Genomic DNA, 15,926 nt, shown 5'->3' with positions numbered 1-15,926 from the left:
ATGACAATGAAAAAGTTAAATAAAAAGCGTGGAGTACAACAGATGTCTCAAAAAAGCACCGCATTGAAACACAACCGACTGAAAGCCGCGATCTTGGCCGTCACACTCGGTGTGTCCGGCTCTGGCATGGCTGCTGAGTTGTTCAACAATGGAGATTATTCATTCAGTATCGACACCACTGTGTCTTACGGTGCTGCCTGGCGGGTGGCTGACCGGGATGATCGACTGGTTGGTAAAGCCAACCTCAATCCATTTGTGGGTGTTGACTTGTCAACTGGTGGTGCATCAACCCTGGCACAGCGAATTGCTGCACCGGGTCGATGGTCGATCAATTCAGATGATGGTAATTTAAACTATGATCAGGGAGACCTGATATCCAACCCGTTGAAATTCACTTCGGACATTTCATTCAGTGCGCCTTCATGGGGTGCCTTTATGCGGGTCACTGGCTTTTACGATTTTGAAAATGCCGATAATGACAACCTGAGCCGAACCGCCAGAGAGTTTGTTGGTGAAGACTATCGTTTGCTGGATGCCTATGTATATAAAGATTTTGACATCGGTAACCAGTTTGCTTCGGTCCGTCTGGGTCGTCAAGTGGTCAGCTGGGGTGAATCAACCTTCATTCAACAAGGCATCAATATCATCAATCCGGTTGATGTTTCAAAAATCCGGGTGGCGGGTGCTGAGTTGAAAGAGGCCTTTCTGCCGATTGACATGATTTCATTCTCTACCAGCATCACCGATAACCTGTCAATGGAAGCGGTGTACATGTTTGAATTTGAACAAATAGACCCAGATCCGGCTGGTACCTATTTTTCAAACAACGATTTCGCCACACCAGGTGGTGAGTATGTGGCCCTGGGTTTTGGTATTGTTCCTGAGCTGTCGGATTTTGGTGCCATTGGTCAATTGCCATTGCCACCTTCATTGATTGCTGCTACACAGGGAAATATTTTGAACTTTTCAATTTCCCGTAAACCAACACCAGCCACTGATGACGATGGCCAGTATGGTATTGCATTCAGGTATTATGCTGAACAATTGAACAGCACTGAATTTGGCTTGTATTACCTGAATTACCATTCCAGACTGCCATTAATCAGTGGCTATGCTCTGGGACAACCAGGTGTAGGTCTTGGTGTGTCTTCACCCAGTTCAGGTTCATACTTCACAGAATATGCTGAAGACATTAATTTGTATGGTTTGAGCTTTAATACCACCATCAACTCGCTGGGCATGTCATTGCAGGGTGAATTGTCATACCGTGACAATGTGCCTTTGCAGATTGATGACGTTGAAGTGTTGTTTGCCGCCTTGTCTCCATTGAACCCCCTGATTGAAGCACCTTACAACCGTTTTGTGTCTCAACTGGGTAACTTTGGTCCGGGTGAATACATCAGAGGTTGGGAGCGACATGAAGTGTCACAATTGCAGTTTACTGCAACCAAATTATTCGGTCCCAACGAATTCTTTGGTACCGATCAGATCGTGTTATTGGGTGAAGTGGGTTTCACCAATGTCTGGGATTTGCCTGACCAAAGCGTGCTGCGCTACAACGGTCCAGGCACCGACACCGGTGGCGGACCCAGTTTGCAAACCGGCGGTACCAGTCGTAATCCAGTCACTGAAAGCTCTGATTTCTTTGCCACATCATTTTCATGGGGTTACCGGATCGTTACCCGATTTGATTACAATTCGGTGTTTGGTTCATCGTGGAATATTTCACCAAGACTGGCGTTTAATCATGACGTGAATGGTACCACGCCGGGACCAGGTGGAAACTTTATTGAAGGAAGGAAGTCATTTACTGTAGGGGTGAATGGTATCTACCTGGAAAAATGGAGTGCTGATGTCAGCTACACCGCTTTCTCCGGGGCAGGCATTCACAACCAGATTTTTGACCGCGATTTCGCTTCTATCAACATCAAATACTCGTTTTAAGAACGAGGGGGACACAAAACATGAAGTTATTTAAAAAAACCATGATTTCAACACTCATCGGTCTCACCGTGGTAGCAGGTTCAGCTCAGGCTGGACCTAAACCCAACGAGATCAACCGGTTGTCCACTGATCTGACCCCTGTGGGTGCTGTCAGGGCCGGAAACGATGAGGGTACCATCCCGCCATGGACCGGTGGCATCACAGAATCACCAGCTGGTTATCAGATCGGTGACCATCACCCTGATCCATTTGCTGCTGATCAGATTTCATTCACCATTGATTCCAGTAATTACCAGGAATATGCGAGTAAGTTATCTGCAGGTCAGATGGCGATGTTTGAACGCTATCCGGAAACATTCAAAATGAATGTCTACCCAACCCGCCGTTCAGCCTCATTCCCACAAAGAATCTATGAGAAGACTCGCGAAAACGGTCGCACCGGCACCCTGGTGGCAGATGGTGAAGGCGTGGCCAACGTGGCTGAGGGCTTTCCATTTCCTTTTCCGGAAAATGCGTATGAGTTGATTCTGAACCATAAATTGAAATTCAAAGGTTCAGGCGGCGTACGCTACAACAATCAGGTGGCACCCAATACCAGTGGAAAATACACCCTGGTTCGTTTGCGCGAAGAGCTCTATGGTAAATATTATGTACCAGGCAATACCATCGACGATATTGACAACATCCTGCTGTACTTTTATCAGGTGGTGGAATCTCCAGCCCGACTGGCCGGACGTGTGTTGTTGGTTCATGAAACCATGAATCAAAAGGAAACCCCCCGACAAGCATGGATTTACAACCCCGGTCAACGTCGTGTGCGCAGAGCGCCAAATGTGGCCTATGATAATCCAGGTACCGCATCAGATGGTTTGAGAACCAATGACATGACCGATATGTTTAATGGTGCCATGGATCGTTTCACCTGGGAGTGGACCGGTACCCGTGAAATGTATGTGCCTTACAACTCATACAAAGCGCACAGCTATGATTCGAAAGTTGAAGACATGGTTCAGCCAGGACATTTAGCTCCTGAATACATGCGTTATGAAATTCACCGGGTACATGTGATTGAAGCCCGGCTCAGAGATGGTTTCCGTCACATCAACAGTCGCCGGACTTTTTATCTGGATGAAGACAGTTACCAAATTCTGTTGACTGACCATTATGATCGTCGGGGTGAGTTGTGGCGTTTCTCCGAAGCTCACAGCATCAATTATTATGAAGTGCCGACTTTCTGGTCAACCATCGAAACCCATCACGACCTGCAATCAGGACGTTATGTGGCTGTGGGTCTGGATAACCAGGATCAGGTCAATACATTTAACACGCCTTTGAGTGAGAATAATTACACGCCAAGTGCGCTGCGTAAACGTGGCAGACGCTGATCAGTGATTATCAATTGATGTTTTAAAATTTAATGGCTGTGGACAAGTTGTTCATGGCCATTTTTTTTCCGGTGTAAATTTATGAAAACAGTGAACTTTAAAGTTATTATCAGTGCATTTGCCATGTGGTTTTCACAGCAATGCCTGGCTCAGCAGCCAGCCGAAGTGATGCCTTTGGCAGACCAAGCCCTGGTCTTGTCCATTGCCAAAGTCGGTACATCCCTGGTGATGGTGGGAGAGCGCGGCCATGTAATGAAAAGCAAAGATGAAGGGAAAACCTGGGTACAAATTCCCAATATTCCTGTCAACATCACCCTGACCAAAGTGATTGCCTATAACAACCATGTTTGGGCCATGGGACATGATGCGGCCATTATTCACAGTGATGATGGTGGTGAAACATGGGAGTTGCAGTTTTATGATGCAGATCGGGAAGTACCATTGTTGTCCGGGTATTTTGAAAATGAAGACAAGGGATTCATCATCGGTGCGTATGGAACACTGTTATCCACGGAAGATGGTGGGGAAACCTGGGACGATGGTTTGATTCACGATGAATTGGACTATCACCTCAATGACATCACCCGTGGTGATGATGGTAATTATTACATCGCCGGTGAAGCAGGTTATGGTTTCAAGAGCATGGATGGTGGCATGACCTGGACTGAATTTGAACTGCCTTATATGGGATCCATGTTTGGCGTTGTGACATTGGATGACGAAATCATCATGTATGGTTTGCGGGGTAATTTACTGCACTCCATGGATCAGGGTGAAACCTGGGATGAGGTATACACTGACATTGAAAACAATTTGTTTGGCTCAACCCGGCTCAGTGGTGATCAATTATTGCTGGTGGGTGCCAATGGTACACGGTTGGTCTACAACAAAGGCGGTGATGTCACCATCATGGATGGAGAGGATACCGGTGATGATTACGCTGATGCACTGGCCATCAGTGGTCAGGTGATACTGGTTGGAGAAACCGGTTTTAAAGCACAGACCATTAAGTAAACACGGGAGCAATGATGACAACTCAAAATAACAAAAGTAAGTTCGCTGCCATATGTGAAGGCATCCTGTTTTCCAACAAGAAATTGATTTTGTTGGTGTTGCTGGTGATCACCGGTGGCATGGCTTATTACGCCAGTCAGCTCAAGGTTGATGCAGGTTTTGAAAAACAGCTGCCATTGGATCATGAGTACATGAAAACCTTCATGGAACATGAGAAATTCAGAGGAGCCAACCGCATACTGGTTTCCGTGATGGATGACAGTGGCAACATGTTCAATGACCAGTTTTTTGAAAAGCTGGAAAAAGTGACTGATGCGGTGATCTTTATTCCTGGTGTTAACCGCGCCAGTGTTAAGTCCTTGTTTACCCCAAATGTTCGGTTTGTGGAAGTCGTGGAAGATGGTTTCGCCGGGGGCAATGTCATTCCGGCTGATTTCAGCCCCTCTCCTGAAGAATACGAAACCGTACGGGCTAATATTGTCAAAGCAGGAATTCTGGGCAGGTTGGTTGCTGAGGATTTCAATGGCGCCATGGTCTGGGCTGATCTGCAGGAAATAAATCCGCAAACCGGAGAAAAAATAGATTATCAAATAATTGCCAAGCAACTGGAAGCCATTCGAACAAACTTTGAAGGCGATGGACAAACCGTGCACATCATTGGTTTCGCCAAGATCGTAGGAGACATTGCTGAAGGAGCCAAGTCGGTACTGTATTTCTTTGCTTTGGCCATCCTCATTACGGCCATATTGCTGTTTTGGTATTCCAAGAACTGGAAACTCACTGTTTACCCCATCATTTGTTCGCTGGTGGCTGTTATCTGGCAAATGGGTTTGCTGAAACTGATGGGTATGGGTATAGACCCGATGAACATCCTGACCCCATTCCTGGTCTTTGCCATTGGTGTGAGTCATGGGGTACAGATGATTTCAGGGTGGACTGATCAGTTGATAAAACAACCAGCGGGGCAACGCAGTTCAGATCTGGCAGCCAGAGGGGCTTTTTGCGCATTGCTGGCCCCCGGAGTGATTGCCTTGTTGTCAGACACCATTGGTTTTGCCACCATCTATTTCATTAACATTGAAATCATTCAGGAGTTGGCCATCACAGCCACTGTTGGTGTGGCATTGATCATCATCACCAACCTGATCTTGTTGCCACTGTTGTTGTCAGGCATCAAGCTGAAAGACAGTGATAAATTCTGTGCCAAGTTTAAACAGGATCAACCTCATGGCGGTATCTGGAAGCTGATTGCCGGCTTTGCCAAAACTCCATTGGCCTCGGTGGCATTGTTGGTTACCATTGGTTTGTTTGCTTTTGGTTATATCAAAAGCCAGGATATGCAGATTGGCGATTCACAGGCCGGTGTTCCAGAATTGCGACCTGATTCCAGATACAATCAGGATGCGATGACCATCAGTACGGAATTTTCTCTGGGCGTGGATATGATCAATGTGATCGCTGAGACCACCCCCAATGCCTGTACCGAGAGTTACCGCGCCATGCACAACATTGACCGTTTTGCCTGGCACATGTCGAATGTAGAGGGAGTACAGCAAGTCATTACCTTGCCACAGTTTGCCAAGATCATCACCGCCGGTTGGAATGAAGGTAACATCAAGTGGCGGGAATTATCACGCAATAACTATGTGATGCGACAATCGTTATCGGGAATTGAAACTGACACCGGCTTGTTGAATCAGGATTGCAGTGTGATGCCAATTACCATTTTTACAGAGGACCACAAAGCATCTACCATCAATACAGTCATCGCAGCAGTGAAAGCCTACCAGAAACAAGTGCCACCTGCGCTGGATGACACAGGTGGATTGATCGAAGGTGAAGTCAGGTTCAGACTCGCCACCGGCAATGCTGGGGTTATGGCGTCAACCAATGATGTGGTGAAAGGCGCACAAATGCCCATGTTGATCATGGTTTATGGTGCGATCATTCTGCTTTGTCTGATCACGTTCAGATCTATCATGGGTACCATCAGTATCGTCTTGCCATTGGCTTTGGTTTCATTGTTGGCATATGCCTTGATGGCATTTTTGGGTATTGGTCTGAAAGTCAACACCCTGCCAGTGGTGGCATTGGGTGTCGGAATTGGTGTGGACTACGGTATCTATATCTTCAGCCGGTTACAATCGCTGATGAAATCCGGTGTTGCGCTGTATGATGCTTATAAAGAAACGTTGCGTCTGACCGGTAAAGCCGTGTTGTTCACTGCATTGACATTGGGCATTGGTGTGGGTACCTGGATATTCAGTGATCTGCAATTCCAGGCTGATATGGGTATCTTGCTGGCATTTATGTTTATTCTGAATATGGTTGGCGCATTGCTGTTGTTACCAGCACTGGCATACTGGTTGATGCCTAAGTTCAGAAAAGGTATATAATACGGAGTTTCAGACAACACCGACACATGGCAAAAAACCACATATTGCGCGTCAATGCGGAAGGACAGCCTGTAGGCTTATATCACTATGATGCACAATCCAACTCATGCCAGTCAACGCAGGTATCTCAATGGTCAGACCAGGTTTTAAAAAAGCCTGGTTTGACCGTTTTGGTGCCTGCTCAATGGGTTTACCAAACCCAGACGCAAGTGGCTTCAAAAAATGAGGAAATACTGAAAAAGTCAATTCCTTTCGCAGTTGAAGAAGAACTGAGCAATGAATTGGAGGATAATTTCTTTGCGTTCCGTCAGAATCAGGATGGCACCCAACAGGTGGTAGCCATTCACAAATCCCCACTGAAACAACTTCATCAGGACATCACTGATCAACAACTGGATATCAGACACATTTACAGTGAGCATGCGTGGATACCAGGGACTGAAGATACCACTCATGTTTGGCAGGAGGGTGATTCAAGCCTGGTTCGGTTCGGTTTAAATCAGGCCATGGTGGTGCCAACTGAACAGTTGGAGCAGTTGATCCCGGTGTTTGCCACTGAACACAAAAAAGTGATCACCAACCAGGCGATTGTGTTGCCTGGATACCAGGTTGAAGAATCACTGACGGAGACCATTTGTGCCCGTCATGTGGTTGATGTTGATCACCTGGGGTTATGGGTCGATGAATTGCAAAAGGAAAATACTGAAAACAAACAGTTTTCCTGGCGCCTGGTGGGGTGGCTTACATTGGCACTGTTGAGCAGTTGGTTGGGCATTCGCCTATATCAGCTTAATCAATTGCGAAACCAAATTGAAACCATCAAACAACAGCAACAGCGCATTTTAATTCAGGCATTTCCCGATGCGGCAGCTGTTGAACTCAATGATCCCTATGCGGCGCTCAATTCGAGGCTACAGCTGGCATCAGGTCAAAATAATCAATCATCAACCATCTTGCTGGATGCGGTGCATGGTATTGGCCAGGTTGTTCAGCAACAACAACAAATTCAACTCAAAGGCTTGCGCTTGAGCAATGGTGTTTTGGAAATACAAATAGCCGCACCCACGATGTCATCCATCAATCAGTTTCATCAGGCTCTACAGGCCACCACGCCTGCATACCGGGTCTTGATAGGGGTCAATGAGTTGGGTGATGACAATGTGTTTAAGTCCATTCTTACCATGGAGGCGCGATGAAAAACTGGTATCAGCAATTATCATCCAGTGAGCAACGACTGTTGTTGATTGGTGCCTTATTGATCCTGGCTGCGATTTCGTGGCGTCTGGTGATGGTGCCCATACAAAACCGCTTGGATGCGGCTGTTACCATGAAAGCAGGACTGTCCGGGCAACTTGACGAAATGCAACGCATTGACCTTCGGAGCGCCCAGGGCAAAGGGGTACAGCCATTACCGGTTGAAATGACATTTTCTTCATGGGTTGACCAACAGCTCAGTCAACAGGGGCTACAGGAAACAGTTAACCGGACCGAACCCCTGGACGAATCTACCATGACGGTTTGGTTGGTGAATGCTTCATTTGATCGGGTGATTGACTGGTTGCAGCGCATCAGCCAACAGCATGGTATCCAGGTGGATCAGTTTGACGTCACAGTAACGGACAATGCGCTGGGTTTAACGAACATCAGAATGAGGATAAATAAGTAATGGTTGGAGCAGGAGATCGGTTTTTCAAGTTAATCAAATGGTTGCTGGTGTTGGTCATCATTGGCGTGATAGCCCTGGCAGTTGCGCCCCTCAATTTGTATTATGACCAGGTCAGTAAGCACATAAGACCTGTCAGTCTGAATGACATCAGTGGCAGTATGGTCAAGGGGAGTGCCGGAGAACTCAAATACATGTCTTTGCCCATGGGTGAGGCTGAATGGCTGTTGTACCCTTCGTCTTATGATGCGGTTGGGGGTAAAGTCAAACTCAAAGATAACCATTATGACATGACATTTCAGCTGGGTCAGGTACGCGCTGCTTCAGCACTGATTAAACAAGTCAGGGGTTATCTCGATTGGCAGGTATTTGCGCCATTTGTACAAATTCGCTATGGTGAGCTGAGTGGCTATGCCAGTATTGATTTGCAAGATGTGGTTTTTGAACAAGACAGTGGGCTCCAGCGGATGTCTGGTGAAATCACCCTGAAGGACTTTAAGATGCTCAAGCCGGCCCCCAAGGACCTTGGTGAAATCAAACTCACATTCAATACTGAAAAGCAAGGTGTGATAGTGGGTCAGTTCAGCAGTGATTCCAATGTGCTGGCTGTCAGTGGAACACTCTATGTCCAGCCGCGCCGTTGGCAATTGAATGTAGATCTGGTGCCCAAGGCCGGACATTTTGAGTTAGATGCTGTCCTCAGCTCAGTGGGACAAGCCCGCCGAGGTGGTGGTCGCCGCTTAAACCTTGCTGGGTTTTACTGATCGGGATTGACTCAGCAGAATGTACATGCCAAAGGCCAGCAGTGGGATAGTCAGGATGTGACCCATGGTCATCCAGTCAAACAAGACATACCCTCTGTTGGCATCGGGTTCCCGGAAGAACTCAACGACAAAACGACTGACGCCGTAGCTCAATAAAAAAACCGCAGATACAGTGCCTTGCCGGGTGGCCCTGTTTGCCACCATCCAGACCACAATGAAAGTCACCAAACCTTCACCAAAGGCTTCATAGAGGGTTGAAGGGTGACGGGCAAAGACATCGAGTTCACCTTGTTGGTACAGTGATTGCCAGGCCTCTGAAGACATGTTGGCTGGTTGCAGATGGTGTGGCAATGAATCTGGAAAAATCATGCCCCAGGGTTGATCTGTGAGCCGGCCCCACAATTCTCCATTCATGAAATTCCCCAGTCTGACTGAGAGGATACCGGTGGGTATCAGTGGGGCAATAAAATCACTGACTTGAAAAAATGTTTTTTGGGTTTTGTTTTTGAAATACAGCATGGATAACAAGACCCCGGCCAGGCCGCCATGAAAGGACATGCCACCTTCCCAAACCCTGAATAACAGTGTCGGGTCTGCCATGATCGAGGTGTCATTGTAGAACAGGTACCAGCCTAGCCGGCCTCCGGCGATGACACCAATGGCACCATAAAACAAAAAATCTGATAACTGTTCTTTGTTCCAGCTGCCTGGGTTTTGTTTAAGACGGTAGCTTCCCAGCAAGTAGTAAAAGGCAAAACCAATGATGTAGGTGATGCCATACCAGTGTATGGCCAATGGGCCCACCTCACCAATCAGGGGCCAGTCAAATGGGCCAAAAGATAAAAATACCGGATCGAAATCGATCACCGGATGTTGTGTGAACATAGCAGTCAAATATGTAAGGGTGGCGATTCTGGCTGTGCGCTGTTTTGAATGACAGACAATGGCCAGGATAATGGATCATAATCCTGATTGCTTGTTGCACATCAGTCATGCCCAGGCAATCAAGGCCATTATAAGCAAAAGCAGGGGGGAAGTGGCGGCTTATTGTTGATCTGTTTATCTGTAACCAAATTCGATGAATTCGAAATCGCGACAGGCTGCGGTTGTGTTAAGATAAAAAGAGGGTGCCTGAGGGCATGTCTGACATAATAATCAAACAAAAAAAAGAGGAAATTATATGAATCAAGAGTTGATCCCATTGATCGTGGGAGGGTTGGGTTTGCTTATGGCATTCATCATCTTCATGATGGTGAACAGAATGCCGGCAGGCGAAGGAAAAGTCAAACACATCGCTGAGCAAATTCATGATGGAGCGATGGTGTTCATGCGTCGTGAATACAGTTTGTTGTTGGTATTTGTGGTGGTCATTGTCATCGGTTTGTATCTGGGTTTTGGTGATTGGCACACGCCATTTGCTTTTATCCTGGGGGCATTCTGTTCTGGTGTGGCTGGCTATTTTGGCATGTTTTCTGCCACCAAAGCCAACGTCAGAACCACTGTTGCTGCGAACGAACACGGTGCTGCCAAGGCGTTATCAGTGGCCTTTTATGGCGGGTCGATCATGGGTTTGACTGTGGCTGCAATGGGTCTGCTGGGTCTGGGCGTGCTGTACCTGATGTTTGGTGGTGATCCACACACCGTAGAAAGCATTCATGGCTTTGGTATGGGTGGCTCAGTGGTGGCTTTATTCTCTCGTGTTGGTGGAGGAATATTCACCAAATCAGCCGATGTGGGTGCTGACCTGGTTGGCAAAGTGGAAGCTGGTATACCAGAAGATGACCCACGAAACCCCGGAGTGATTGCTGACAATGTGGGCGACAACGTTGGCGATGTGGCAGGCATGGGTTCAGACATCTTTGAATCATACTGTGGTTCAATGATAGCCTGTATTGCCATCGCTTCTACCATGGCCGTTGGCCTGGTGAGTCAACTCGCCAATGAAGCCAGAGACCTGATGTTTTTGCCATTGGGCCTGGCATCAACCGGCTTGATCTGTTCAGTCATCGGAATTTTTCTGGTGAATGTTTTTTCTGGTAAGAAACCAGATGTGGCACTGCGCTTTGGTACCATAGGCGCGACCATTTTGTTCATTGCGGCGGCCTATTTTGTGATCCAGGCATTGGGTATCAGTGCCAAAGTCTGGCAATGTGTGTTGCTCGGTGCAGTGGGTGGTATGATCATTGGTCTGGTCACTGAATACTATACCGGTGGTAAACCGGTCAGGGAGATCGCCAAAGGCGGTGAAACCGGACCAGCCACTGTGATGATTTCCGGACTGGCTGTGGGCATGGAGTCAGTGGTGATTCCCGTTCTAACTTTGGCTGCAATTATATACGGTACTTCAGTGATTCTGCCTGAAGGTGCAGGAGTATATGGCGTTGGTATCGGTGCTGTTGGCATGTTGGCTACCGTGGGTATTACCATGGCCATTGATGCATACGGTCCGGTGGCAGACAATGCCGGTGGGATAGCCGAAATGGCTGAGCTGGGTCCTGAGACCCGGGCCATCACTGATGGCCTGGATGAAGTGGGTAATACCACAGCAGCCATTGGTAAAGGTTTTGCCATTGGTGCAGCCGGACTGGCCGCACTGGCCATCATTGCGGCATTCATTCAGGTGATATCTGCTCAGGTTCCCGGATTTGCGCTGGATATTGGTAATCCCAAAGTATTGATGGGGATGTTCCTGGGTGGAATTTTCCCGTTTCTGGTTTCTGCCATGACCATGCGTGCGGTGGGTGATGCGGCCTTTGACATGATCAAAGAAATACGCCGTCAATTCAAAGAAATCCCCGGGCTCATGGAGGGCAATGCAGAACCTGACAGTAAAAAATGTGTAGACATTGCCACCAAAGCGGCTTTGAAACGCATGATGGGGCCCGGAGCCCTTGCAGTGATTGCGCCTGTGGTGGTTGGTTTTGGATTAGGTGCCGCGGCACTGGGTGGCATGCTTGGTGGCGCATTGATTTCATGTGTGTTGCTGGCCCTGACCATGGCCAATGCCGGTGGTGCCTGGGACAATGCCAAGAAATACGTCGAAAAAGGCAACCTGGGTGGCAAAGGATCCGATGTACACAAAGCCGCTGTGGTTGGTGATACGGTGGGTGATCCATTCAAGGATACTTCTGGTCCGGCGATGAACATTTTGATCAATGTCATGGCCATTGTTTCCCTGGTGATAGCGCCCTTGCTGGCACAAATGCCGAATGGTTATTTCGGCTGATCACTGCGAAAACAGAACCTGCAAAAGCCCCGTTTCGGGGCTTTTGTTGTTTAGGGCAGTCAGTCAGTGCCTCTACAAAAGTGAGTCGTCAAGCCACTGATTCGGTGGATTTTTATATCGCCAAGAAAAAAAACATCGGTTATGATGATGGAGTGAGGAGGCGGTGATCTATGAGTTATCACATCAAACAATACAACAAAGGGGATATCATTTTTCATGGCGGTGACCGTTCTGACTGTGCTTACATCATAGAAAGTGGGCAGGTGGAAATCTTTGTTGAGTCCACCGGAGCGATCATTGATATCCTGAGTGAAGGTGAGTTATTTGGTGAGATGGGGGTGCTGGACCAGTCGCCCAGATCAACATCTGCCAAGGCCATCACGGCATTGACTTTATTGGAGGTCCGAACCGCCCAGATCACCAACCGCCTGGCGGAAAGTGATCCAATTGTCAAAGCCCTGGTTGGGGTATTGCTGAAACGGTTCCGCTCCATGTTGCCCAGTTCAAACACCAGCAACAACCTGTTGCTGGATCAGGTTGCTTCAGTCATCGAACAAGCCGGTTTGTCAAAGTTCAAACTGGAAAGTGAACTCCGTACAGCTATCAATCAGGGAGATGTGCAAACTGTGTTTCAGCCAATTCATGATATCCAGGATGATCGGATTGCAGGTTTTGAAGCCCTCAGTCGCTGGAGTCATCCTACCCGCGGGTTTATCTCGCCGGTTGAATTCATTGCATTGGCAGAAGAAACCGATTTAATCATTGAAGTTGGCGATCTGGTGTTTTCCCGGGCCATTGAGTTGTTGGCCAGATTGCCTGATCATGTGTTTATCAATATCAATGTATCTTCCAAGCAATTGGACGATGACCAATTCCTCAATCGCGTGTTACAAAAGATCAAATCGCATGGCATCAGCCCTAACCGGCTGAAGCTGGAAATCACTGAAACCATGGTGGTTGATTTTAACCTCGCGAGGAAGTGGTTGAAAAAGTGTCAGGACATTGGTTTTCCGGTTTGTGCTGATGATTTCGGTACTGGTCATTCGGGGATGGAACAGTTGGTGGAATTGTGTTTTGATGTGTTGAAAGTGGATCAGGTATTCATCCGCAACATGAACAAAAGTAAACGCCATCAAACCATCTTGCAAACCATTGCTATGATGGCCAAACAGTTACAGACACAACTCGTGGCAGAAGGGGTTGAGGTTGCAGAACAGCTGAAAACCCTGAAGGACCTGGGCTTTGATTATGGTCAGGGTTACCTGTTTGGTAAGCCAATGCTCGAAGCAGATGTGCTGCAACTGCAGTTTTAATCCCGTATTACTCATAAAAGAACTTCTCATTTTAAATTTTTTTGCTTACAATATTCACGTGGGTAAGAAGTCGCTACTTCTATAGGATATGGTCAAAGTCCTGGTAGCGACCATGGTTGATGCCGTTTTTATTAGAACGACATCACCTTTGTTGGCCGGGTTCTTACCCGGCCAACCTTTTACGCTTTCAATCCTTTCGTTGTTTACCTGAATCCAGAATTAACACATTTTTCTTATTCAGCCAAAATTCATTTCGTTCCTCCTATGATGGTCACAAATGACCCTGGAGAAGAACATGAATAAATTATTAACCTTTAGCAGTTTACTGTTGTTGCCCTTGATTGCTGTTGCAGGCAGGTACAACGAACAGGTGGTATATGCACCGGTGCTCGATGTACGTCCGGTGTATCGCACTGTTTCAGTCCCTGACCGTCGTGAAGTGTGTGATCATCGGGGATACCGTCACCATCGTTCTGAAGAACGCAGTCGATCGGGAGCCGTCATTGGTGGTTTACTCGGTGGGGCCATTGGCAACCGTTTTGGTAAAGGCAGCGGGCGTGATGTGTCTACAGCTGTGGGTATCATGATTGGGGCTTCGGTAGGGGCCAGGAAAAACAAGCACAGGCACACACCGGTACGCTGTCGCACCGAAACCCGCTATCATCAAGAAGAGCAACTGTCAGGTTATGATGTCACTTATGAATACCTGGGTGTCAGCCATCAGACCTGGATGAATAACTACCCAGGCGAGCATATCCGCATCAGAGTGGACCATCAGGTACTCGATTAATTGGCATGTTAATCAAAAAAATGGCGCTCAGGCGCCATTTTTTTTGGGATAGATTGATGCATGTCAAATCTGGCGAATAAATCTGCAATTAATTGACAGCAAGGACATGAACTGACGTTAGAATAAATGCAGGGACAAGGTGTTCTCTGTAACTCATATCAATGTATTTCAGTGGGTCGTAACCGCTGTCGGAGTGGTTTACTCTGCTGAAATCGCTAAAATCAAGTATCACATGAATGAAAAAACCACTATGAATTCTGAAGAAGCCAAAAGATTATTGGCTAAATACACTGATCACCGGTTCGTGATGAACCAGAAAAAAAACATCAAAAGTGCTGAGTTGATGAGTTTGTCACACCTCGCCGGTGAATATCCCTACGAAAAGAAAATAGAATTGCTGGATTATGAAACGGAAAAGCACTTGTTGCAGACGGAACTGCTGAAAGTGCAGAGTTGGGTCAAGGAGACTGGTCAGCGAATCGTTTGCTTGTTTGAGGGGCGTGATGCAGCTGGAAAAGGGGGAACCATTAAGCGCTTCATGGAACACCTAAACCCCCGTGCTGCCCATGTGGTGGCATTGGAAAAGCCCACTGAACGGGAGCGTGGCCAATGGTATTTTCAAAGATACATTGCACAATTGCCAACCAAAGGAGAAATGGTGTTTTTCGATCGTTCCTGGTATAACCGGGCAGGTGTTGAGCGAGTGATGGGTTTTTGTGAAGAGCAAGAGTATCTGGAGTTTATGCGGCAAGTGTTTCCATTCGAACAAATGCTGGTTAACTCTGGCATCATCCTGTTTAAATTCTGGTTTTCTGTGACCCGTCAGGAACAATTACGTCGATTTCACAGTCGCAAGAATGACCCGTTGAAACACTGGAAGCTCAGTCCGGTTGATGTGGAGTCTTTGGACAAGTGGGATGACTACACCAAGGCCAAGAAAGACATGTTCTTTCATACTGATAATCCCTTAACGCCCTGGACTGTGATCAAATCTGATGACAAAAAGAGGGCCAGGATCAATTGTATGCGGTTTTTCCTGAATCAGTTGGACTATCCTGGAAAAGACGACTCTATTGTTGGCGAGTATGATGAAAACATCGTGGGATCTGTCAATAAAATGTATCCATATGCATCACTCAAGGTAGCCAGCAATGACTGATGCCAAACGGTTAAAGGCCATTGAAAAACGCTGTGAAGAAGTCCTCGCTGAGGTGAAAAAACACGCTGAGCACATTGAGGGGCTGTACCAGAAAATGGAAAAACTGGCACGTCAGATGGAGCATCAGGCAGATGAAATCATCGGTGATAACCGGCGAGAGATAAAGAAAGAAATGCTCAAACTGGCCAAAAAGGCGGCAAAAAAAGCGGCCAAGAAAAGCCTGGCTATTTCACAAATTAAACAAAAAATGGGTTCAGAGGACTGAACCCATT

General features: G+C 47.2%; 13 protein-coding genes. 12 read left to right on the top strand and 1 reads right to left on the bottom strand.

The window, feature by feature from the left end:
* The first annotated feature begins 6 nt into the window (after positions 1-6).
* The 7 genes from B0475_RS06910 (at position 7) to gspN (ending at position 9,166) form a co-directional block, all read left to right on the top strand.
* Positions 7-1,944, top strand: a complete 1,938-nt coding sequence (locus B0475_RS06910; RefSeq protein WP_157892759.1) for a DUF1302 domain-containing protein — start codon at positions 7-9, stop codon at positions 1,942-1,944.
* A gap of 20 nt (positions 1,945-1,964) precedes the next feature.
* Entirely contained in the window at positions 1,965-3,329 is a 1,365-nt protein-coding gene (locus tag B0475_RS06905; protein WP_109862361.1) for a DUF1329 domain-containing protein, read from the top strand.
* A gap of 81 nt (positions 3,330-3,410) precedes the next feature.
* Positions 3,411-4,343: a WD40/YVTN/BNR-like repeat-containing protein gene (locus B0475_RS06900; protein WP_077411049.1), complete on the top strand. Its 933-nt coding sequence runs from the start codon at positions 3,411-3,413 to the stop codon at positions 4,341-4,343.
* A gap of 11 nt (positions 4,344-4,354) precedes the next feature.
* The gene (locus B0475_RS06895; RefSeq protein WP_198538156.1) at positions 4,355-6,739 is read left to right on the top strand and encodes an efflux RND transporter permease subunit; all 2,385 of its coding nucleotides are present in this window, start codon (positions 4,355-4,357) and stop codon (positions 6,737-6,739) included.
* A gap of 26 nt (positions 6,740-6,765) precedes the next feature.
* Complete coding sequence (gspL, locus tag B0475_RS06890; RefSeq protein WP_077411048.1) at positions 6,766-7,935, top strand: type II secretion system protein GspL; 1,170 nt, start codon at positions 6,766-6,768, stop codon at positions 7,933-7,935.
* Complete coding sequence (gene gspM, locus B0475_RS06885) at positions 7,932-8,405, top strand: type II secretion system protein GspM (RefSeq protein WP_077411046.1); 474 nt, start codon at positions 7,932-7,934, stop codon at positions 8,403-8,405. The genes gspL and gspM overlap by 4 nt, the downstream gene beginning before the upstream one ends.
* Positions 8,405-9,166, top strand: coding sequence for a type II secretion system protein N (gspN, locus tag B0475_RS06880; protein ID WP_077411044.1), 762 nt, complete (start codon positions 8,405-8,407; stop codon positions 9,164-9,166). Before gspM ends, gspN begins: the two co-directional genes overlap by 1 nt.
* Here gspN and lgt read toward each other — a convergent pair.
* A complete protein-coding gene (gene lgt, locus B0475_RS06875; RefSeq protein ID WP_077411042.1) occupies positions 9,143-10,051 on the bottom strand; it encodes a prolipoprotein diacylglyceryl transferase in 909 nt (302 codons plus the stop codon). The two genes, gspN and lgt, sit on opposite strands and share 24 nt — an antisense overlap.
* A gap of 295 nt (positions 10,052-10,346) precedes the next feature.
* Between lgt and B0475_RS06870 the strand changes: the two genes are divergently transcribed.
* From B0475_RS06870 to B0475_RS06850, 5 genes are all read left to right on the top strand, one after another.
* Positions 10,347-12,392 carry a sodium-translocating pyrophosphatase gene (locus B0475_RS06870; RefSeq protein WP_077411040.1) on the top strand — a complete coding sequence of 682 codons (2,046 nt, stop codon included), beginning with the start codon at positions 10,347-10,349 and terminating at the stop codon, positions 12,390-12,392.
* A gap of 170 nt (positions 12,393-12,562) precedes the next feature.
* Positions 12,563-13,705 carry an EAL domain-containing protein gene (locus B0475_RS06865; RefSeq protein ID WP_077411038.1) on the top strand — a complete coding sequence of 381 codons (1,143 nt, stop codon included), beginning with the start codon at positions 12,563-12,565 and terminating at the stop codon, positions 13,703-13,705.
* Positions 13,706-14,000: 295 nt separating this feature from the next.
* Positions 14,001-14,495: a glycine zipper 2TM domain-containing protein gene (locus tag B0475_RS06860; RefSeq protein ID WP_157892758.1), complete on the top strand. Its 495-nt coding sequence runs from the start codon at positions 14,001-14,003 to the stop codon at positions 14,493-14,495.
* A 232-nt stretch (positions 14,496-14,727) separates the two neighbouring features.
* Positions 14,728-15,654: a polyphosphate kinase 2 gene (gene ppk2 / locus B0475_RS06855; protein ID WP_077411285.1), complete on the top strand. Its 927-nt coding sequence runs from the start codon at positions 14,728-14,730 to the stop codon at positions 15,652-15,654.
* Complete coding sequence (locus tag B0475_RS06850) at positions 15,647-15,919, top strand: hypothetical protein (RefSeq protein ID WP_077411035.1); 273 nt, start codon at positions 15,647-15,649, stop codon at positions 15,917-15,919. The genes ppk2 and B0475_RS06850 overlap by 8 nt, the downstream gene beginning before the upstream one ends.
* Positions 15,920-15,926 lie beyond the last annotated feature (7 nt).

This window comes from Marinicella sediminis (assembly GCF_002000055.1).
Classification (GTDB): domain Bacteria; phylum Pseudomonadota; class Gammaproteobacteria; order Xanthomonadales; family Marinicellaceae; genus Marinicella; species Marinicella sediminis.
Note: the sequence above shows the minus strand (reverse complement) of the source record. Positions and strands in the feature narration are given on the sequence as shown.